Origin of the sequence: Ramlibacter sp., assembly GCF_028292805.1 — a bacterium.
In the GTDB taxonomy this organism is placed as follows: Bacteria; Pseudomonadota; Gammaproteobacteria; order Burkholderiales; family Burkholderiaceae_C; genus Ramlibacter.
Genome location: NZ_JAQGLS010000149.1, coordinates 1 through 19,701, shown reverse-complemented (window position 1 = coordinate 19,701; position 19,701 = coordinate 1). Strand labels below are relative to the sequence as shown.

Sequence of the window (19,701 nt, the reverse complement as noted above, 5' to 3'; positions counted from 1 at the left end):
CACGCCGGCGCCGACGGCGGGCGGCAGCTGCCGCAGCAGCTCGCGCGCGCCGGCCAGCTCGCAGGACAGGCCGTCGCAGACGCGGATGGTCAGCGTCGGCGGCTGCTCGCCGTCGGCCAGCAGCTCGAAGTGGTGATAGAAGCTGGCGACTTCCTGCACCTGCGCCATGGGCAGGTTCATCTCGCGCGCCAGCGCCACCAGGTGGGCCTTGTGCAGCCCGCCCCAGGCGTCGTTCAGGCGGTGCAGGTGTTCGATCAGCAAGTCGGCGCGGTGGCCCCCTGCCGGCGGCGCGCCCACCAGGTCGCGCACTTCGGCCAGCGCGGCTTCTTCGGGCTGGCGGCCCTTGGGCCCGCGACGCAGGCCGCGGCGCAGGCTGTCGGGGGTACCGAGGGGGTGCTCAGGAACGGCAGGGCTCATTGGCCTGAATCATCCCATGCCGTGGCCGCCTTGCGCTGGCAGACCCCAACGAACGAAGGCCCGGCCGCGCTGCGCAGCCGGGCCTTCCTGGCCGTCAGTCAGGCGACCTTCAGCTGCGCGGCACGCCCTGGTCGTTCACCGTCACGGTGTTGCCTGGAGGAGTGATCATCTGCATCGTGTGCAGGCGGCCCCTGAAGTTGTAGGTCACGTCCCAGTAGGCCGGTGCGCCGCCCGCGACGTTCTCGCAACGCTGCACGTCCTGGCCGCGTTGCGAACCGCCGGCCACCTGGTTGCCGATCACGGCGCCGCCGATGACACCGGCGCCCGTGGCCAGGTCCTTGCCGCTGCCGCCGCCGACCTGGTGGCCCAGAATGCCGCCGATGACAGCGCCGGCGATCGCGCCGCCGATGTTGGGCTGCTGGACCTGCTGGCGCTCGACCCAGCAACGCTGCGTCGGCGGCCCCATCACGGCCCGCACTTCCGTCACCGGGGCTTCGAACACGCGTTCCTCATGCCGGCGACGGTAGGCGAATTCGGGCCGCTCGGCGGGCGCCTGCGCCTCGTTGTCGCGGCGGCGGTTGTCGCGGACCGGCCGGATCGACGCCAGGGTGTTGTCCATCCCCAGTTCCTGCAGCGACTCGTAGCCGCCGCGGCGCAGGACCATGCACTTGCCCTGGAAGTTCGGCTCGCTGCAGACTTCCCAGCGCCCGCGTTCCACATAGACCGAGGAAGCGTTCTCCCTGCGCCCGATCTGCGCGAAATCGCTGACCTGGCGGTCGACCGAGAACGAGCGACCGCGGAACCCGTTTTCCGAGTAGAGGGTGACGGTGGCCGAAGCCTGGGCGGCGAGGACCAGGGTGGAGGTGGCGAGGACGGCCTGCAGGACACGGTTCATGGGCAAACTCTCTTTTGTCAAGGTGACCCGAATGTAAGCACCTTCGGCGCTTCACAATGCGCATGCGCCGTAAACGCCGTGCAAAAAGGCCGTAAAGGCCTTGCCGCGTGAGCCTCAGGTTGTTTTCGACACCGTGATCGTCGGGAAGCGCGCGGAGAAGTCCTTGGCCTTGCCGGCGATCTTCACCGCCACCTGGCGCGCGATGCTGCGGTACAGGCCGGCCGCTTGGCCGTCGGGATCGGCCACCACGGTGGGCTTGCCGCTGTCGGCTTGCAGCCGGATCGCCATGTCCAGCGGCAGCGCGCCCAGGAAGTCGATGCCCTTTTCCTGCGCCCAACGCTTGCCGCCGCCCTCGCCGAAGATGTGCTCGGCATGGCCGCACTTGCTGCAGATGTGCACCGCCATGTTCTCGACCACGCCCAGGATCGGCACGCCGACCTTCTCGAACATGGTGACCGCCTTCTTGGCGTCGATCAGCGCGATGTCCTGCGGCGTGGTGACGATCACGGCGCCCGTCATCGGCACGCGCTGCGACAGCGTCAGCTGGATGTCGCCTGTGCCCGGCGGCATGTCGACGATGAGGAAGTCCAGGTCGGACCAGTTGGTCTGCCGAAGCAGCTGCTCCAGGGACTGCGTCGCCATCGGGCCGCGCCAGATCATGGCTTCGGCCTGGTCGATCAAAAAACCGATCGACATCACCTGGATGCCATGGTTCTCCAGCGGCTCCATGGTCTGGCCGTCATCGCTCTCGGGCCGGCGGTCGATGCCCAGCATCATCGGCTGGCTGGGGCCGTAGATGTCGGCGTCCAGGATGCCGACCTTGGCGCCCTCGGCGGCCAGCGCCAGCGCCAGGTTGGCGGCCGTCGTGCTCTTGCCCACGCCGCCCTTGCCCGAAGCGACGGCCACGATGTTCTTCACGTTGGGCATCAGCTGCACACCACGCTGCACCGCGTGCGCCGTCACCTTGGTGTTGATGTTGACCGACACGTTGTCCACGCCCGGCGCCGTCTTGGCCGCGGCCACCAGCGCCTTGCGCAGCGCCGCCAGCTGGCTCTTGGCCGGATAGCCCAGTTCGAGGTCGAACGAGACGTCGCCGCCTTCGATCTGGATGTTCCTCACGGACTTGGTGGCGACGAAGTCGCGGCCGGTGTTGGGGTCGGTCACGCCCGCCAAGGCGGCGAGCAGTTGGTCTTGGGTTGCCATGGGGCTGTGTCTTCCTGTTGGACCGAGTGTAGCCAGCCTGACTAGAATCCCCGGTTCCTCCTGGAAAACCCCCATGCCCCAGCGCAAGCTCTTCGTCACCACCGCCCTGCCGTACGCCAACGGCAAATTCCACATCGGCCACATCATGGAGTACATCCAGGCCGACATCTGGGTGCGGTTCCAGCGCATGCAGGGCCACGAGGTGCATTTCGTGGGCGCCGACGACGCCCACGGCGCGCCGATCATGATCGCGGCCGAGAAGGCCGGCGTGACGCCGCAGGCCTTCGTGGCGGAGATCGCCGCGGGCCGGCCGGAGTACCTCAAGGGCTTCCTGATCGCCTTTGACAACTGGAGCCACACCGACAGCCCGGAAAACCACGAGCTGTGCCAGGCCATCTACCGCGACTTGAAGGCCGCCGACCTGATCGACGTGCGCAGCATCGAGCAGTTCTACGACCCGGACAAGGGCATGTTCCTGCCGGACCGCTTCATCAAGGGCGAGTGCCCCAAGTGCCACGCCAAGGACCAGTTCGGCGACAACTGCGAAGTGTGCGGCGCGGTCTACGCGCCCACCGACCTGATCAATCCGTACTCGGCGCTCAGCGGCGCCGTGCCGACGCTCAAGTCCAGCGAGCACCACTTCTTCCGGCTGTCGGACCCGCGCTGCGTGGCCTATCTGGAGCAGTGGACCCAGGACGGCAAGCTGCAGCCCGAAGTGGCCAACAAGGTGCGCGAGTGGTTCACCCGCGACGAGAACGGCAAGAGCGGGCTGAACGACTGGGACATCTCGCGCGACGCGCCCTACTTCGGCATCGAGATCCCGGACGCGCCGGGCAAATACTTCTACGTCTGGTTCGACGCCCCGATCGGCTACCTGGCCTCGTTCAAGAACCACCTGGCCAAGATCGGTCGCGACTACGAGCAGACCATGAAGGAGGTCGAGCAGTACCACTTCATCGGCAAGGACATCGTCACCTTCCACACGCTGTTCTGGCCCGCTCTGCTGCACTTCAGCGGCCGCAAGGCGCCCGACAACGTGTTCGTGCACGGCCACCTGACGGTCAACAACGAAAAGATGAGCAAGAGCCGGGGCACCGGCCTCGATCCGCTCAAGTACCTCGGGCTGGGCATGAACCCCGAGTGGCTGCGCTACTACCTGGCCGCCAAGCTGTCGGCCCGCAACGAGGACATCGACTTCAACCCCGAAGACTTCGTGGCCCGGGTCAACGCCGACCTGGTGGGCAAGTTCGTCAACATCGCCAGCCGGGCCGTCAAGTTCGTTCCGGGCGGCAAGCTGGTGGCCGGCGACGCCGCCTCGCTGCAGCCGCAGCTGCTGGTGGACAGGGTCAAGGCGCTGTACGAAGGCCGCGACTACGGCAAGGCCTTGCGCGACATCATGGCCTTGGCCGATGAGGTGAACCTGCGTTTCGACACGGCCGCGCCCTGGAAGCTGGTCAAGGAAGGCAAGGCCGACGAGGCTGCCCGCATCGGCTCCGAATGCCTGGAGGCCTTCAAGGTGCTGAGCGCCTGCCTCAAGCCGGTGCTGCCGCAGCTGGCGGCGCAAGCGGAGGCGTTCCTGGCCTGTGCGCCGCTCGACTGGGCCAACGCCGCCACGCCGATGGGCGCAGGCCACCAGGTCGGCGAGTACAGGCATTTGATGCAGCGGGTGGACATGAAGCTGGTGGAGGCGTTGTTCGAGGCGCCGTCGGAGGTGGGTGCACCCTCACCCCAGCCCTGTGCCGCCGGCGCGAGAGGGCGCGAAGAACAGCCCGCTCCCGAAGGGCGAAAGAGTGAAGGCACGCCGGGCGGTGAGGAACTGGCGCCCGAGATCACGATCGACGACTTCACCAAGATCGACCTGCGGATCGCGAAGATCGTCGATTGCAAGGCGGTCGAAGGATCGAAGAAGCTGCTGCAGCTGACGCTGGACGTCGGCGAAGGGCGCACGCGCAACGTGTTTTCGGGCATCGCCTCGGCCTATCAGCCGGCCGATCTCATCGGCAAGCTCACTGTGATGGTGGCCAACCTGGCGCCGCGCAAGATGAAGTTCGGCGTCAGCGAAGGCATGGTGCTGGCGGCCAGTCACGGCGACGAGAAGGCCCAGCCGGGGATTTACGTGCTGGAGCCGACGGCCGGCGCGCAGCCGGGGCTGCGGGTTCGCTGAGGACTGACGGCGTGTCTTTTCGCGGCGTGAAGATACGCGGCGGCCCTTCGCACGACTCTGGAGTCCAGCCTCATCCACTGTGTAAGATAAACTCGACAATGAACGTGTTTTTCAGGTACTACCATGAAAAAGGGGGCAGCCGCTGTGCGGTGGAACTCCCCGCAGACAGGCTCGCTTGGACCGGGGTTGAATGGACCGGCCCCAAGGTCAACGCAGCGCACCGCAATCCACGTGACGGGCAATGCGTCAACCGACGCGCGGCTGGCCGTCAAGGCCAAACCCGAAACCGTCATCCTGCCCGGCTCCTCGCTGCCCCCGCTGGCACAGGCGCTGTCCAGGGCCAAGGTCGTCATCGTGCTGCTCGACGACCGGCAGTTCAAGGAATTCAAACCCGCGCTGGGCGCGTCCCGGCGGCTGGTGGACGCGAAAGGTATCTGGAGATGAAATGTCGATCAAGGACCTGACGCACGACCGAGTCTGGGAGGCCTACCACGGCGAGCTGGGCCCCAATTTCATGCGGGACACCCAGCAACGCGTGAACTGGATTTGCAGCATGGTCGATGGCAAGCGTGTCCTCGACATCGGCTGTAGCCAAGGCATCGTTCCGATCCTGCTGGCACGTGAAGGTCGCACAGTGACCGGGGTGGACAGCGACCCCAAGGCGATCGAGCAAGCGCTGCACCACTTGAGCGAGGAAGCGGCCTTCGTGCAGGAGCGGGTGCAGTTCATTGCAGCCGACTTCATGTCGCACGAGGGGCTGCGCGGCCAGAAGTTCGACACCATCGTGATGTCGGAGGTGCTGGAGCACCTGGTGCGGCCGGGTGATTTTGTCCGGGAGGCCGTGGAGTATCTCGTCGACGGCGGCAGCATCGTCGTGTCGGTCCCCTTCGGGATCAACGATTTCATCGACCACAAGCAGACTTTCTATCTGTCCGAGCCGTTTCGGTTGCTCTCCGAACGCATGGAGGTCACGACCGTACGAATGCTCGGCAAGTGGCTTGGCCTGGTTGCGATCAAGTCCCCCGGCGCGGCAGCCGGCAGCGCCGACAAGGCATGGACCCAAGCCGAAATGGTGGAGCTGGAACGTGCGTTCCACCAGATCGAGCGCGCCTTGCGGGACGACGTCTCGGCCAAAGCTGCAAAGCTGGCGAAGCTCATGAGCGACGTCAAGGCCGCCAACGACCAGCTTTCCAAGCTGAAGCAGGACAAGAGCAAGGATCAGACTGCCCACGAGGCCGCAGTGCAGGGTTTGCGCGCCGAGTCCGAGACGCTCAAGCGAGCGGCGCAGGCCCTGTCAGCGGACACGACCCAGTTGCGCCAAGCTGCCGCGACTGCCCAAGAGGCGCTGAAGGAAGAGGCGCGGCGCTCACAAGACCTGGCAGCGGACGCAGCCCAGTTGCGGCAAGCGATCGGTACCGCGCAAAAAGCCGCTGCCGAACGCCAGACTGAACTGAACCGGGCGCTGCGACAACTGGAACAACTCACCCAGAGCTTTCACAGGCAAAAGGCGGAAATCGCGGAACGGGTGGAAAACTCCCTTTCGTTCCAGCTTGGGCACACGCTGATCCATGGGTTCAAGTCCTGGTCCGGAATGGCCGGACTGGTGCCCAACCTGCTGCGCATCCGGCGCGAAAGCGTCCAGCGCAAGGACATCCGCCGGAAAAGGCGCCTGGGGCAGGAGGCGCTGCTCCCGGAAACCAGCGCGCAAAGATCCGCGAGATCCGGCGTGCCCGAGGGCCCGTCAGCCAAGCCAGCGGGCAGGACCGGGTCGTCGGCGAGCGCACACCGCAACTTGACGAGCGCACCCACCTTGCGGCCCGTTCCAGGCAAGCTGCGCATCGCGGGAGTGATGGACGAGTTCACCTTCCATTCCTACGCACCGGAATGCGAACTGCTGCAGCTGCGGCCGGACAGCTGGCAGGAACAACTCGAGTCATTCAAGCCCGACCTGTTGTTCATCGAGTCCGCCTGGAAAGGGGTCGACGGCCTCTGGCAGACCAAGATTAGCAACGCTTCGCCGGAGATCCTGGGTGCGATCGCGTGGTGCCGGACCCGCAGCGTGCCCTCCTTGCTGTGGAACAAGGAGGACCCGGTTCACTTCGGCGCATTCCTTGCGCTTGCCAAGGAGGTGGACCATGTGTTCACCACCGACATCGACTGCATCCCGCGTTACAAACGCAACGTCGGCCACGACCGTGTGTATCTGCTGCCGTTCGCCGCGCAGCCCGCTACCCACAATCCGATAGAGCTTTACGAGCGAAAGGATGCGTTCAACTTTGCCGGCTCCTATTACCTGCGCTACCCAGAGCGGCAGCGCGACTTCGCATCGCTGATCGACACGCTGCAACAGTTCAAGCCCGTCGAGATCTACGACCGCAACTTCGAGAAGCCACATCCGCACTACCAGTTTCCGGACAAGTACGTGCCGATGATCCTGGGCAGCCTGCCGTTCGCCGAGATCGACCGGGCGTACAAGGGGTACCGGTACGGCATCAACATGAACACCATCAAGCAGTCGCAAACGATGTTCGCGCGGCGGGTGTTCGAGTTGCTGGCTTCGAACACGGTGGTGGTGAGCAATTTCTCCCGCGGCACACGGATGATGTTCGGTGATCTGGTGATCTCCTCCGACGAGGGAGCACAACTCTCGCGCCGAGTGAGCGCGATCTGCAACGACGACCAGGCTTACCGCAAGCTGCGCCTGCTGGGACTGCGCAAGGTGATGGGGGAGCACACGTACGCGCACCGTCTGGCCTATGTCCGCTCGAAACTGAGCGCGCTGCCCTTCGCCCTGCGTGCCCCGTCCGTGGCCATGGTTGCCGTGGCCTCCACAGCGGCCGAGCTGGACCGCGTCCTCGCCAGCTTCCGCCGCCAGCGCCACACCGAAAAACGCCTGTTCGTCGTCACGCCGGCCGACCGCGCAAGCCATCAGCTGGACGACAAAGTCCGTTTCTTCGCCGACCCCTTGGCGTGCGCCGAGGCCGTTTTGCGGGAGGCGGGCACCAACCTCGTGGGGTTGTTCCAAGCAGGCGACCACTATGCAGCCCACTACCTGACGGACCTGGCGCTCGCCTCCACCTATTCCGATGCCACTGCATTCTGCAAGGCAGCCCACTACGCGGCAAGGCACGACGAATGCGTGCTGGTCAATAACGGCCAGCAGTACCGGCCCCAAGACCACGCGGCTGCCCGGGCCGGGGTAGTGCGCCTGGCCGCCGCCACCCCGCAGCTGCTTGCCGAATGGCTCGCACGCCCTGACGTGGCGACTCTGCCGGCCGGCACCATCTTGGCCATCGACGAGTTCAACTACTGTCGCGAGGGTGCCTCGCTGACCAGCGAAGCGCTGGCGCAGCCCGTGGGCGATCTGGACATGCCGGACCAGGGCGTATCCTTCCTGGGCGATCTCGTGCAGGTGGCCGAAAGCATGACGCCCGATGCCGGGGCGTCGTCGTCGGGGCAGAACGGACTGCCGCAACTGACGGCCAAAGACTTGGTTGAACTGCTGGCGCAGCCTGCTTCACCCCAGTTGCAGCTGCGGCTGCAAAATGGTGCACTGGAGATCGCCTCGCGCCTTCCCGCCGGCAAAGTGGCTCATGTCTTTGCCCGCATGGCGCTCGAGCGCGAGCCTCTCAACCTGGTGTTGAACAGCCAGATCCAGCTTGAGTGCGACAGCAATCTCGACCTCAGAACCATCTTCGAGTTCCAGACCGCCACCGGCGTGAAGATCGCGCACGCGTCCAACGCGGCAGGCGGCGTCCACGCGCTGGCCATTCCCCCCAACTGCAAGTTCGTTCGGATCGGGCTGCGTGTCTGTGGGCCGGGGCGGGCAACGGTGCAGCGACTGGTGCTCGGCTCGCATGGCGAGCGGCCGGCGGCGGTGGTCGGGCGCTCGCCCTACCTTGTGCTGACCAAGCAATACCCGGCCTATGACGACTTGTACCGCTACGGCTTCTTGCACAGCCGGGTGCGCAGCTACCGGGAAACCGGCCTTCTCACCGAAGTGTTTCGAATCTCGAGCGAGCCGGGCCAGACCTATCGCGAGTTCGAAGGAGTCGACATCGCATCGGGCGACGCTCATCTGCTGGATGCGACGTTGCGATCCCGCCGCTACGAGCACGTCCTGGTCCACCTGCTCGATGAGAAGATGTGGCAGGTTCTGCAGCATCACCTGGACAAGGTGCGGGTCACGGTATGGGTGCATGGTGCGGAAATCCAGGTTTGGCAGCGCCGCGCTTTCGAGTTCGACCGGCTGGATGAAGCGGAGATCGCCCGGCAAAAGAAGCTGAGCGACAGGCGCGTCGCTTTCTGGCGTTCGATCCTGGCGACACCCCACCCAAACCTGCACCTGGTTTTCGTGTCGCAGCATTTCGCCGACGAAGTGGCACAGGATCTCGGGCTGGAGCTAAAACCATCCCTGTATTCCATCGTGCACAACTTCATCGATGGGAGCCTTTTCAGCTATACAGAAAAGCGGCCCGAGGATCGCACGCGGCTGCTCTCCATCCGTCCTTATTCGAGCCGCAAGTACGCAAACGACCTGACCGTCGGCGCGATCAAGGAGCTGTCGGCACGGCCATGTTTTTCCCAACTCCAGTTTCTCCTGGTGGGCGATGGTGAACTGTTTGAAGAAACCACCAGGGATCTGCAAGCCTTCTCCAACGTCAAGCTAGAGCGGCGGTTCCTGACGCACCAGGAGATCACACAGCTGCACGGGAACCACGGCGTTTTTCTCACGCCGACCCGCATGGACAGCCAGGGCGTCTCCCGTGACGAAGCCATGGCTTCCGGGCTCGTCCCGATCACGACGGCAGTGGCCGCCATCCCGGAATTCGTGGATGAGACGTGCGGCATCGTCGTGCCGCCCGAAGATGCAAAGGCAATTGCAGACGCGATGGAGCGCCTGTATGCTGAACCTGACACCTTCCTGCAGCTGTCGCGCGCAGCGGCGTTGCGGGTGCGGCGGCAGAGCGGCTGGGACCAGACAATTGGGCGTGAAGCAGCCCTGATCCAGGATTCAACAGCTAGGGGATGAGCAGATGGTACGTTTTCTCCTGACCCTTGCGGTCGCTGTCTGCACGCCCGTAGCGCTGGCACAGATCGTTCACCTTTCGCCCACGGGAAGGGATACGAACGATGGACTCACCGAGGCCCGTCCCGTCGCAACGCTGCAGCGCGCGTTGGATGTGGCCCTTCGGGTTCGGCGCCAAGGACCGGACGTGCTTGTGCAGGTCGCGCCTGGCCGCTATGTCGGCCAGGCGGCCGTCACAGGCGCGCGGACCGATGGCGCGCGCATCCGGATTTCGGGGAACAAAGGTGATGTCGGGGGGCGCCCTGAGTTCATTGGCGATCGCGAGCGTACGCTAACGTGGCTGACGATGAAATCAGCCGTGGGAAAGCCCACCCGCATGGTGATTTCCGGGCTGCGGATCCGGGAGTACCGGACCGCCATCTCCTTGGAAGGCAACCGCGACCGAGCGGACGCCTTCAACGCAGGCAATACCATCAGGAACAACTTCTTTGAGCACATCGGCTCGCTTCCGGGCGCGGGAAAAAACATCTCCACCGCGGCAATCCGCTTGGTCAACTCAAAAGACAATCTGATCGAGAACAATCGCTTCGAGACCATCCGAAACGCGGAAGGCTGCAGTGCATTGCACGCGATCTATGCGGCCCACTTCTCATCTGGCAATATCATCCGCGGCAACCGCTTCTCGGACCTGTGCGGTTCGGTCATCAAACTGCGGGATCGCTCCAACGGCAACCTTATCGAGGGGAACATCTTCACGCGGCTGGATAGTGTTCCTGCCGTCGAGGAGTGGTATTGTGATAAGTCGGCGCGCAAGGACTGCACCAAGAAGCTCGGCGAATGCCCGTCGACCGGCAACCGCGTAAAGGACAACCAGCTGCAGTCGGCCGATGGGAAACTGGTCGATGTCCTTGGCGGCAGCGAGCGCCGCGCCTGGTGTCACGTCTCCGACTTCGCGGGGGAACGCATCTTGGTGGGCAGCGCCCGACCCGCTGCGGGAGTCGAGCTGCCCGCCGCACCTGACCATGGATCTCGCCCCTTGGAACGTGGTCGACCACTGCTGGAGAACGGCATCCGCTGGCCGCCGCAGGCCCCGGCCTGGGGCAAGTAGGACAGATGGAACCGCGACCTCGCGTTTTCATTCTTGGGAGTTGCGTTTCGCGCGACCTCTTCAACCGGCAAACCGAGGCAGGCGAGGTGGAGCTGGTCGATTATTTTGCTCGCTCGTCAATCGCGTCGATTTTTTCCCCCCCGCTTCGCGGCGGCGTCGATCTCTCGGGCATTCCTTCGGCGTTCCAACGGCGGGTGGTGGAACGTGATCTGAAGAAGCAGCTCGTGCCTCGCCTGCTGCAAGCTGACTTCGACCTGCTCCTCATCGACTTCATTGACGAGCGCTTCCGCCTTTGGGTGGCCGAAGACGGTGGCGTCTGCACCTTGTCGAATGAGTTCCTCTCTTCCGGTTTCGATGTGCGGCGCAGCAAGGGCGCTGTGTTGAAGCCTGGGTCTGAGGGGCATTGGCAGCTCTGGGAATCCGGCTGGACCTCCCTTGTCGCGCTTCTGAGAAGTCACGGACTGCTGGGCCGTGTCAGGATCAACGAGGTCTCCTGGGCCAAGCAGACGGAGAGCGGGGACGGCTTCGAACCGCACTATTCATCAGCGCAGATCGATGTTGCCAATGAATTCCTGCGGCGCATCCATCGCAGGGTGGCACAGGACATTCCGAAGACCCAGTTCCTACACTACCCCCGCCCTTTTGTGGGCGCGGATGCTCACCAGTGGGGGCGAAGTCCGTTTCACTATTTGGATGATTACTATGTCCATACCCTTAATTGTGTGCTGAAGAAAGATCGGCCTGACGTGACTATCGAAGAGCGCTCACAGTCGAAAGACACCACGGGCCCAACTGACTACGCCGCCTGGAATGTGCCTATTCACGAGCATGAGTCCTTGGAATCTGCGTTGGCGGCGGACCTCATGATCGACGGCATTCATAGGGTGTTCTCCGAGAGCACAAGCATTGATTTCCTTGTCCAGGGCTCCGGGCTTCTGGGAGAAGGAAATCTGCAGCGGGTGCTCTTGGTGTGCTTTGCAGGTGCCGTGTCGGACCGCACGACGCATCGCGCGCCATTCTTCTCCGGCCGGGGAATTGCTTCCAACTTGAATCAGCCCCTTATCGCGGTCGCGGACCCGACTCTCTCCAGCGCCGCGGACGTCGCGCTGGGTTGGTATGCCGGGAACGAAGAAGTTCCTGATCTTCGTAACCGGATTGCACGGGTGCTAGATCACGTGGCGACGAAACACGGCTGCCGGCTCGTTCTCTTTGGCGGTTCGGGCGGCGGCTTCGCTGTGATGTCCATCCTGCGGCTGCTGAAGACCGATGCAGTGGGAGTCGTATGGAACCCGCAGACGTCCATTACGGAGTATTCCCAGGACGTCGTTAGGAAATATGTGGCGACAGCGTTCCCTGGGATCTGGCGGGCTGCAAACGAGGACCGGGCTTGCGCGACACTGCCTCTGAAGAGCATCTTGAGGCGATGCCTCGATACAGCGGGCGTCGTGCATGACGTGACGCAGTCGCCAGCGGAGTGCCGGGGGAGCTTGCTTTATCTTCAGAACGCCAACGACTGGCACGTTCAGAAGCACACGGCACCTTTCATGAAGGGAAATTCATGGCAGAGGATCGGCCATCGGTCGTTTCGGCGTGCCGATGCACCTTTCACAGTTTGGATGGGCGCGTGGGGCGAGGGACATGTTCCGCCCCCCGCGCCAGTGATTAGAAGAGTTCTGACTGAACTGGTATCCGGAACGCCAGTCCAGACGGTGGCGCGGCTGCTCGACGCGGGGGTCGGTAAGTCATTGCCGCCGTATAAGCGATCCGCGCTCGATGGCGACATCCGTCCGAGCATCAGCGTTCGCGTCGCCGATGGCAAGGTGGAGGCTTGCTGCGATCTCCCACCTGCTCTGCCGAACCAAGCTCAATTCGAGTACGCTTACTATCTGATGGCCGGGGTGCAGAGACTTGCGGTCCGCTGGTACTCGGCGAACCCCTCAGCAACATTCGAGTTGCCGAAAGAGGCGACTGGCGTCCGGGTGATCGGGTTCGTACGCGACGGAATGGGCACAGTCGTGCAGAGTTCTGTCGCCGTTTCGGTCACCGTTGAAGGCCCACGCAATGACCCGCACGCCCGCCACCAAATCGTGCGCGCTTCGGAACTTCCCCCGGATGAAGCAATCCAGGCCAAAGCTTATTGGTCAACGATCGATGCCTCTCAGCATGGAACTTACACGGCCCGACAGCCCTGGTCCGGAGAGGTTACCCGGCTCGTCAAGGCCATGGGCGCTAGCAAGGTGTTCGAGTTCGGATGCAACGCAGGCAAGAACCTGGCCGCGCTGATCGAGGATATTCCGGACATCTTCGTCGCCGGTGTCGACATCAACGGGGGGGCCATCGAGCTTGCACGCAGCAAGGGCCTCAACGCCGCCATGGGTGACGAGCGCTCGCTGAGTCTTTTTCCCGACCGTTGTTTCGACGTGGTCTTCACGGTATCGGTGCTGGATCACATTCCGGACGCTTCACAGCCTCTGATCCAGTTGGCCCGGATGTCGTCGAAGGCGGTGGTGCTCCTGGAGCCTTGGCTCGGCCAGGAAGGCAAGGTCGTGCGGAACTTCAATGCCAAGCTCGCTCAGGAGATCGACACCACCCCGTACTCCTATTCGTGGGACTACGAGAAGCTGGCCAAGGACCTGCTGCCCGGCTGGCGATGCGAGTCCTGGCCCCTGCCCATTTCGACGAACCTCGGCGCCTACTACCGGGTCTACAGCTTGACGCGGGAGCCCGGCGCGGACAGTTCCAGCCACGGCTAGCACCGAGCTGGCCGCCCGCGCTGCGCGCAAATCGTGCCGGTGGAGCTTATGCCCGCTTCGCCGCGGGTGCCGCAGGTTCGCTGAGCGCGGCCTGCGCACGCACCCAGCGGGCGAACAGCTCCGCCGCCGGGTGCGCCCCCAGCGCCCGGCGCTGGCACAGGTAGTAGCCGCGGCCGGTGGAGGCCGAGCCGGCCACCGGCATCACCAGTCGCCCGCTGGCGAGATCCGCTTCCACCATGCATTGCTGCACCACCGCCACCCCCATACCGGAACGCGCCGCCTCGATCAGGTTCATCACCAGGTCGAAACCGGTGCCGCGCCAGGCCGGCGGCAATTCGGCGCCGACCGCGCCGGCCCACAGCGCCCAGTTGTCACGGTAGTTCGAGTGGTACAGCAGCGGCTGCGCCAGCAGTTGCGCGGCGGTCCGAATGCCATCGGCCCGGCCCGGGGCGCAAACCGCCACGATGTCGCGGCCGACCAGGTAGCGCGCCGCCACCTGGCGCGGCCAGGACTGCCGCGGCCCGGCCTTCAGGGCCAGCCACAGGTCGACGTCGTCGCGCAGGTAGTCTTCATCGTGGTGGTACTGGCGAAATTCGATCTCGACCTGGGCGTGGCGCTGGCGAAAGTCCTCCAGCCGCGGCATCAGCCACAGGTTGCCCAGACTGGGCACGGCCGACAGCCGCAGCCGCATGCGGTCGGACTGGCGGCGCAGCTGCAGCGCGGCCTCTTCCAGCGCCGCCACGTGCTTGCCGGTGCGCCGGCGCAGCTCGACTCCGGCCGGGGTCAGCCGCACGCCGGCCCCGGAGCGCTCCAGCACGTCGACGCACAGATGTTCCTCGAGCCGGGCGACGGCGCGGCTGACCGCCCCCTGCGTCACGCACAGCTGCTCGCCGGCCTTGCGGAAACTGCCGGCCTCGGCCACCGCCAGGAAGGCATGCAGTTCCACCAAGGACGGGCTGAGAATGGGCATGCGGCGATTACATCATGGCATCACCGCGGACCGAAAAGTCGTTTGCCGGCGCTGGTGATGGCCCCTAACCTCGCGCCAGGATCAACCCGCCGCTCCGGAGACAAATGAACACTCGCCACTTCCTGACCACCATCGCCTGCGCCGCCGCCCTGGCCGCCCTGGGCACGGCCCACGCGCAAGCCGCCTATCCGAACAAGCCGGTCAAGCTGATCGTCCCGTTCGGCCCGGGCGGCTCCACCGACCTGGCGGCGCGGCTGGTCGCCGAATTCGCCAGCCGCGAACTGGGCCAGCAGATCGTCGTCGAGAACAAGGCCGGCGCGGGCGGCTCCACCGGCATGGAGTTCGTCGCCCGCGCGGCGCCGGACGGCTACACGCTGGGGATGGCCACCGTCAGCACCCACGGCAGCAACCCCGCCGTCTACGGCAGCAAGCTCAAGTACCACCCGGTCAAGGACTTCGCCCCCGTCACCAACGTCGCCACCACGCCCAGCGTGTTCGCCGTGCATCCGAGCACGCCGGCCACCGACATGAAGCAGTTCCTGGCCCAGGCCAAGGCCAATCCGCGCAAGTTCAGCTTCGCCTCGCCCGGCACCGGCTCGCTGGGCCACGCCAACATCGAGCACTTTGCGGCGCTGGCCAAGATCGAGCTGCTGCACGTGCCCTACAAGGGCGCGGGCCAGGCGATGAACGACGCCCTCGCCGGCCAGGTCAACGCCATCACCGACAACCTGCCGTCCGCCCTGCCGCACATCAAGGGTGGCAAGCTGCGCGCGCTGGCGGTGCTGTCCGAGCAGCGCTCGCCGGCCCTGCCCGACGTGCCGACCTACGGCGAGCTGGGCTTTCCGCAAATGGGCGGCGGCGGCTGGTTCGGCGTGGTCGCCCCGGCCGGCACGCCGCCCGCCATCGTGGCGAAACTGAACGCCGCGATCCACAAGGCGATGAAGCAGCCCGAGTTCGCCAGGAAAATGGACGAGTCCGGCGCCCAGCTGATCCCGGGCACGCCGGCGGACTTCGCCCGCCAGATCGAGCAGGCGATGGCCCGCTACGAACGCGTCTCGAAGATGGCCAAGATCCAGATCGACTGAGCGCATGGCCGCGGACTTCAAGCCTTTCACGCTCAGCCCGCCTGCCGCGCCCGCCATCCCGCTGGTGTGCGACTCGCCGCACAGCGGCACCGACTACCCGGCGGACTTCGGGCATGCGGTGCCACGGGCCCTGCTGCGGCGGGGCGAGGACACTGACGTCGAGGCGTTGTGGCAGGCGGCGCCGGCCGTTGGCGGCACGCTGCTGGCGGCGCATTTCCCGCGCACCTACATCGATGCCAACCGGACCGAAGACGACCTCGACCCGGCACTGCTGGACGGCCCCTGGCCGACCCCGCTGAACCCCGGCGAGAAAACGCGCCTGGGCTTCGGCCTGGTTTGGCGCAACATCGGCGCCGGCCAGCCGATCTACCGGCGGCCGCTGACGGTGGCCGAGGTGCGCAACCGGATCGACAGCTACTACCGGCCGTACCACGCGGCGCTGGCGGCCAGCATCGAAGATTGCGTGCATCGCTTCGGCGGCGTCTGGCATCTGAACCTGCACTCGATGCCCAACGACGCCTACCAGCGGCTGCAGATCGCCAGTGCGCGGCCGCTGGCCGACTTCGTGCTGGGCGACCGCGACGGCAGCACCTGCGAGCCGGGCTTCGTCGCCTTGGTGGAAAGCGAGCTCAAGGCCCGTGGCTACACGGTGGCGCGCAACGACCCGTACAAGGGCGTGCAGCTGATCGCGCGCATCGGCCAGCCGGCGCGCAACCGGCACAGCCTGCAAATCGAGATCCGGCGGCCGCTGTACATGGACGAAGCGACGCGCGAACGCAACGAGGGCTTCGCCCAGGTGCAACGGGACCTGACCGGGGTGCTGGAGCAACTAGCGCTTTACGTGCGGGACCGCAGGGCAGCCTAGAATCGCGGTGTCTGAGCAGTCCTGGACACGAGCATGACACCAAGCACCTTTCCCGCCTTCCGGCATGTCCGCCTGCTGGGCCTGCTGCTGGCGGCCTCCACCCTGGGTGGTTGCGCCGTCGTGACGGTGGCCGGCGCCGCCGTGTCGGTCGCGGCCACCGGCGCCGCGCTGGCGGTCGACGCGGCCGTCGGCACCGTCAAGCTGACCGGGGCCGCCGTCGGCGCCGTGCTGCCGGACGGCGACTGAAGGCTTCCTTTCCCCGCCGATGTTCGCGTTCATCCGGGGCTGGACCGACGTCGACCGCACCACCCGGGCCAACCTGCGCCTGGGCGCCTTCCTGGCCTTCGTCGCCGGCGCCACCAATGCCGGCGGCTTCCTCGCGGTGGGGCACTACACCTCGCACATGACGGGTCTGGTGTCGGCGATCGCGGACCACCTCGTGCTGGGCCAGCTCACCCTCGCCACCGCCGCAGCCGGCGCGATCCTGGCCTTCACCGGCGGCGCCATGACCACCGCGATCCTGGTCAACTGGGGCCTGCGGCACCAGCTGCACAGCGCCTACGGCCTGCCGCTGCTGCTGGAGTCCGCCGCGCTGCTGGTGTTCGGCATCTTCGGCGCCTCCATCGCGCTGTTCGCGCCGCTGTTCATCCCGCTCACGGTGGTGCTGCTGTGCTTCATCATGGGCCTGCAGAACGCGGTGATCACCAAGATCTCGCGCGCCGAGATCCGCACCACCCACGTGACGGGGCTGGTCACCGACATCGGCATCGAGCTGGGCAAGCTGCTGTACATCAATCCGGCCGGCGACCCGCTGCCGGTGCGGGCGAACCGCGAGCGGCTGCGCATCCACGCGGTGCTGGTGGGCTGCTTTTTCGCCGGCGCCCTGGCCGGCGCGCTGGGCTTCAAGCACGTGGGCTTCGTCTCCACCGTGCCGCTGGCGGTCGGCCTGTGGCTGCTGGCGCTGCGGCCGCTGTGGCGCGACGTGCGGCACCGCTTCGCCCCCTGAGCCGCCGCGCCCCGGGGTCGGCGCCGGCGCGCCGGCCTAAAATGCCCCCATGGCCAGTTTCCTCCAGCGCATCTTCCGTCGCCCCGATTACCGCTCCGACGTCACCCAGTTCATCGAGACCATGAAGGTGGAGCACCCCGACCTGGAGGCGCAGCAGCGGGCCGGCCGTGCGATCTGGTGGGACAAGCACCTGGACCGGGAGGCGATCGCCGACTGGCAGGAGGCACGGGTGCCACAAAAGCCGTACGTCTACGGCGACGCCCCGCGCCAGCGCCGCTGACGCGCGCTGCGCCATGGACAGCAGCGAGACCCTCCTGCCCCCGTCGGCGTCCGCACCGGTGCCGGGCACGCCCGAGGTGATCGACCAGGTGGCGCTGGCCCGCCTGTACGGCGAGCCGCTGTTCGCCATGCCGCAGGACCTGTACATCCCGCCGGACGCACTCGAAGTCTTCCTGGAGGCCTTCGAAGGGCCGCTGGACCTGCTGCTGTACCTGATTCGCAAACAGAACTTCAACATCCTGGACATCCCGATGGCGGCGGTGACGCGCCAGTACCTGGTGTACGTCGACGAGATCCGCACCCGCAACCTGGAGCTGGCGGCCGAATACCTGCTGATGGCGGCCATGCTGATCGAGATCAAGTCGCGGATGCTGCTGCCGCCCAAGAAGACGGCGGAAGGCCAGGAGGCGGAGGACCCGCGGGCCGAGCTGGTGCGGCGGCTGCTGGAGTACGAGCAGATGAAGGCCGCCGCGTTCCGCCTGAACGCGCTGCCGCAGCTGGGGCGCGATGTGCTGCGGGCCCAGGTGTTCATCGAGCAGTCGCTGCAGCCGCGCTTTCCGGACGTGCACGTGACCGACCTGCAGGACGCCTGGCGCGACATCCTGCGCCGCGCCAACCTGATCCAGCACCACCGCATCAGCCGCGAGGAGCTGTCGGTGCGCGAGCACATGAGCATGGTGCTCAAGAAGCTGCAGGGTCGCAAGTTCGTCGAGTTCGAGCACCTGTTCGACGCGACCAAGGGAACGCCGGTGCTGATCGTCACCTTCATCGCGACCCTGGAGCTGGCCAAGGAAACGCTGATCGAGGTGACGCAGGCCGAAGCCTACGCACCGATCTACGTGCGCCTGGCTTACCAGCCGGCCTGACCGGCGTCATTCTTTCCGGGGACATCCCTTGAGCCAAGCCATCGCGCGCGATTTCGACGTGCTGATCGTGGGCAGCGGCCTGGCCGGCCTGTCCGCCGCCCTGCACCTGGCGCCGACACACCGGGTCGCCATCCTGACCAAGCGCACGACCAGCGACGGCTCCAGCGGCTGGGCGCAAGGTGGCATCGCGGCGGTGATGGACAAGGGCGACAGCTTCGACGCCCACGTGGACGACACCTTGGTGGCGGGCGCCGGCCTGTCCGACCCGGCCGCCACCCGCTTCGTGGTGGAGCACGCGCCGGAAAGCATCGCCTGGCTGCAGCGCCTGGGCGTGCCGTTCTCGGAAGAAGACGGCCGGCTGCACCTGACGCGCGAAGGCGGCCACAGCGCCCGCCGCATCGTGCACGTGACCGACGCCACCGGCGCGGCCGTGCAGCGGACGCTGATCGAGCGGGTGCGCGAGCACGCCAACATCACGGTGCTGGAGCACCACATGCTGGTCGACCTGGTGACGACGGGCAAGCCGGGGCATGCCGGCCATCGCTGCGTCGGCCTGTATGCGCTGGACGAGGCCACCGACGCAGTGCTGACCTTCCGCGCGCCGCACACCATCCTGGCCACCGGCGGCGCCGGCAAGGTCTACCTGTACACGACCAACCCCGACACCGCCACCGGCGACGGCATCGCCGCGGCCTGGCGCGCCGGCTGCCGGGCCACGAACATGGAGTTCATCCAGTTCCACCCGACCTGCCTGTACCACCCGCACGTCAAGAACTTCCTGATCTCCGAGGCGGTGCGCGGCGAGGGCGGGCGCTTGCTGCTGCCCGATGGCACGCGCTTCATGCCGAATCACGATCCGCGGCTGGAGCTGGCGCCGCGCGACGTCGTCGCCCGCGCCATCGACTTCGAGATGAAGAAGCACGGGCTGGACTGCGTGTACCTGGACATCTCGCACCAGCCGCCGGAGTTCGTGCGCGAGCACTTCCCGAACATCCACGCGCGCTGCCTGGAGCTGGGCATCGACATCACCAGGCAGCCGATCCCGGTGGTGCCGGCCGCGC

The 19,701-nt window shown here is 66.1% G+C and carries 16 protein-coding genes; 12 read left to right on the top strand and 4 right to left on the bottom strand.

All coding sequences use genetic code 11. The features are described from left to right. The 3 genes from JWP65_RS08720 to apbC all read right to left on the bottom strand — a co-directional run. A partial coding sequence (locus JWP65_RS08720) for an NAD(P)H-dependent oxidoreductase subunit E (protein WP_299762821.1) occupies positions 1-417 on the bottom strand: 417 nt, incomplete at its 3' end. A gap of 109 nt (positions 418-526) precedes the next feature. Further along, complete coding sequence (locus JWP65_RS08715) at positions 527-1,312, bottom strand: beta/gamma crystallin-related protein (protein ID WP_299762819.1); 786 nt, start codon at positions 1,310-1,312, stop codon at positions 527-529. 114 nt (positions 1,313-1,426) lie between these two features. Beyond that, on the bottom strand, positions 1,427-2,515 hold the full coding sequence (gene apbC / locus JWP65_RS08710; protein ID WP_299762818.1) for an iron-sulfur cluster carrier protein ApbC: 1,089 nt from the start codon (positions 2,513-2,515) through the stop codon (positions 1,427-1,429). 73 nt (positions 2,516-2,588) lie between these two features. Between apbC and metG the strand changes: the two genes are divergently transcribed. The 5 genes from metG (at position 2,589) to JWP65_RS08685 (ending at position 13,569) form a co-directional block, all read left to right on the top strand. Beyond that, positions 2,589-4,679 (top strand): methionine--tRNA ligase, encoded by a 2,091-nt coding sequence (metG, locus tag JWP65_RS08705; RefSeq protein WP_299762815.1) that lies wholly within the window; start codon positions 2,589-2,591, stop codon positions 4,677-4,679. Positions 4,680-4,910: 231 nt separating this feature from the next. Next, on the top strand, positions 4,911-5,123 hold the full coding sequence (locus tag JWP65_RS08700; protein ID WP_299762813.1) for a hypothetical protein: 213 nt from the start codon (positions 4,911-4,913) through the stop codon (positions 5,121-5,123). A 1-nt stretch (position 5,124) separates the two neighbouring features. Continuing rightward, positions 5,125-9,711, top strand: coding sequence for a glycosyltransferase (locus JWP65_RS08695; RefSeq protein ID WP_299762811.1), 4,587 nt, complete (start codon positions 5,125-5,127; stop codon positions 9,709-9,711). A gap of 4 nt (positions 9,712-9,715) precedes the next feature. Next, the gene (locus JWP65_RS08690) at positions 9,716-10,816 is read left to right on the top strand and encodes a right-handed parallel beta-helix repeat-containing protein (RefSeq protein ID WP_299762809.1); all 1,101 of its coding nucleotides are present in this window, start codon (positions 9,716-9,718) and stop codon (positions 10,814-10,816) included. A 5-nt stretch (positions 10,817-10,821) separates the two neighbouring features. Continuing rightward, the gene (locus tag JWP65_RS08685; protein WP_299762807.1) at positions 10,822-13,569 is read left to right on the top strand and encodes a DUF6270 domain-containing protein; all 2,748 of its coding nucleotides are present in this window, start codon (positions 10,822-10,824) and stop codon (positions 13,567-13,569) included. Positions 13,570-13,615: 46 nt separating this feature from the next. On the opposite strand, the gene JWP65_RS08680 is transcribed toward JWP65_RS08685, so the two are convergent. Further along, positions 13,616-14,539 carry a LysR substrate-binding domain-containing protein gene (locus tag JWP65_RS08680; protein ID WP_299762805.1) on the bottom strand — a complete coding sequence of 308 codons (924 nt, stop codon included), beginning with the start codon at positions 14,537-14,539 and terminating at the stop codon, positions 13,616-13,618. A gap of 104 nt (positions 14,540-14,643) precedes the next feature. Here JWP65_RS08680 and JWP65_RS08675 point away from each other — a divergent pair, with 104 nt between their 5' ends. The 7 genes from JWP65_RS08675 to JWP65_RS08645 all read left to right on the top strand — a co-directional run. Further along, entirely contained in the window at positions 14,644-15,624 is a 981-nt protein-coding gene (locus tag JWP65_RS08675) for a tripartite tricarboxylate transporter substrate binding protein BugE (RefSeq protein WP_299762803.1), read from the top strand. Positions 15,625-15,628: 4 nt separating this feature from the next. Further along, on the top strand, positions 15,629-16,489 hold the full coding sequence (locus JWP65_RS08670) for an N-formylglutamate amidohydrolase (RefSeq protein ID WP_299762801.1): 861 nt from the start codon (positions 15,629-15,631) through the stop codon (positions 16,487-16,489). Between the two features lie 33 nt (positions 16,490-16,522). Beyond that, the gene (locus JWP65_RS08665; RefSeq protein ID WP_299762799.1) at positions 16,523-16,735 is read left to right on the top strand and encodes a hypothetical protein; all 213 of its coding nucleotides are present in this window, start codon (positions 16,523-16,525) and stop codon (positions 16,733-16,735) included. Positions 16,736-16,754: 19 nt separating this feature from the next. Further along, positions 16,755-17,495: a YoaK family protein gene (locus tag JWP65_RS08660; RefSeq protein ID WP_299762797.1), complete on the top strand. Its 741-nt coding sequence runs from the start codon at positions 16,755-16,757 to the stop codon at positions 17,493-17,495. A 49-nt stretch (positions 17,496-17,544) separates the two neighbouring features. After that, entirely contained in the window at positions 17,545-17,775 is a 231-nt protein-coding gene (locus JWP65_RS08655) for a DUF3460 family protein (protein ID WP_299762795.1), read from the top strand. Between the two features lie 13 nt (positions 17,776-17,788). Then, positions 17,789-18,640 carry a ScpA family protein gene (locus tag JWP65_RS08650; protein WP_299762793.1) on the top strand — a complete coding sequence of 284 codons (852 nt, stop codon included), beginning with the start codon at positions 17,789-17,791 and terminating at the stop codon, positions 18,638-18,640. Between the two features lie 28 nt (positions 18,641-18,668). Continuing rightward, positions 18,669-19,701 (top strand): FAD-dependent oxidoreductase (locus tag JWP65_RS08645; protein WP_299762791.1); only part of this gene is annotated, 1,033 nt, incomplete at its 3' end.

Bases quoted from the DNA above. Each gene is read 5' to 3' on its own strand.
- JWP65_RS08715 (WP_299762819.1), bottom strand. From the start codon at position 1,312: ATGAACCGTGTCCTGCAGGCCGTCCTCGCCACCTCCACCCTGGTCCTC.
- apbC (WP_299762818.1), bottom strand. From the start codon at position 2,515: ATGGCAACCCAAGACCAACTGCTCGCCGCCTTGGCGGGCGTGACCGAC.
- metG (WP_299762815.1), top strand. From the start codon at position 2,589: ATGCCCCAGCGCAAGCTCTTCGTCACCACCGCCCTGCCGTACGCCAAC.
- JWP65_RS08695 (WP_299762811.1), top strand. From the start codon at position 5,125: ATGTCGATCAAGGACCTGACGCACGACCGAGTCTGGGAGGCCTACCAC.
- JWP65_RS08690 (WP_299762809.1), top strand. From the start codon at position 9,716: ATGGTACGTTTTCTCCTGACCCTTGCGGTCGCTGTCTGCACGCCCGTA.
- JWP65_RS08685 (WP_299762807.1), top strand. From the start codon at position 10,822: ATGGAACCGCGACCTCGCGTTTTCATTCTTGGGAGTTGCGTTTCGCGC.
- JWP65_RS08680 (WP_299762805.1), bottom strand. From the start codon at position 14,539: ATGCCCATTCTCAGCCCGTCCTTGGTGGAACTGCATGCCTTCCTGGCG.
- JWP65_RS08675 (WP_299762803.1), top strand. From the start codon at position 14,644: ATGAACACTCGCCACTTCCTGACCACCATCGCCTGCGCCGCCGCCCTG.
- JWP65_RS08670 (WP_299762801.1), top strand. From the start codon at position 15,629: ATGGCCGCGGACTTCAAGCCTTTCACGCTCAGCCCGCCTGCCGCGCCC.
- JWP65_RS08665 (WP_299762799.1), top strand. From the start codon at position 16,523: ATGACACCAAGCACCTTTCCCGCCTTCCGGCATGTCCGCCTGCTGGGC.
- JWP65_RS08660 (WP_299762797.1), top strand. From the start codon at position 16,755: ATGTTCGCGTTCATCCGGGGCTGGACCGACGTCGACCGCACCACCCGG.
- JWP65_RS08655 (WP_299762795.1), top strand. From the start codon at position 17,545: ATGGCCAGTTTCCTCCAGCGCATCTTCCGTCGCCCCGATTACCGCTCC.
- JWP65_RS08650 (WP_299762793.1), top strand. From the start codon at position 17,789: ATGGACAGCAGCGAGACCCTCCTGCCCCCGTCGGCGTCCGCACCGGTG.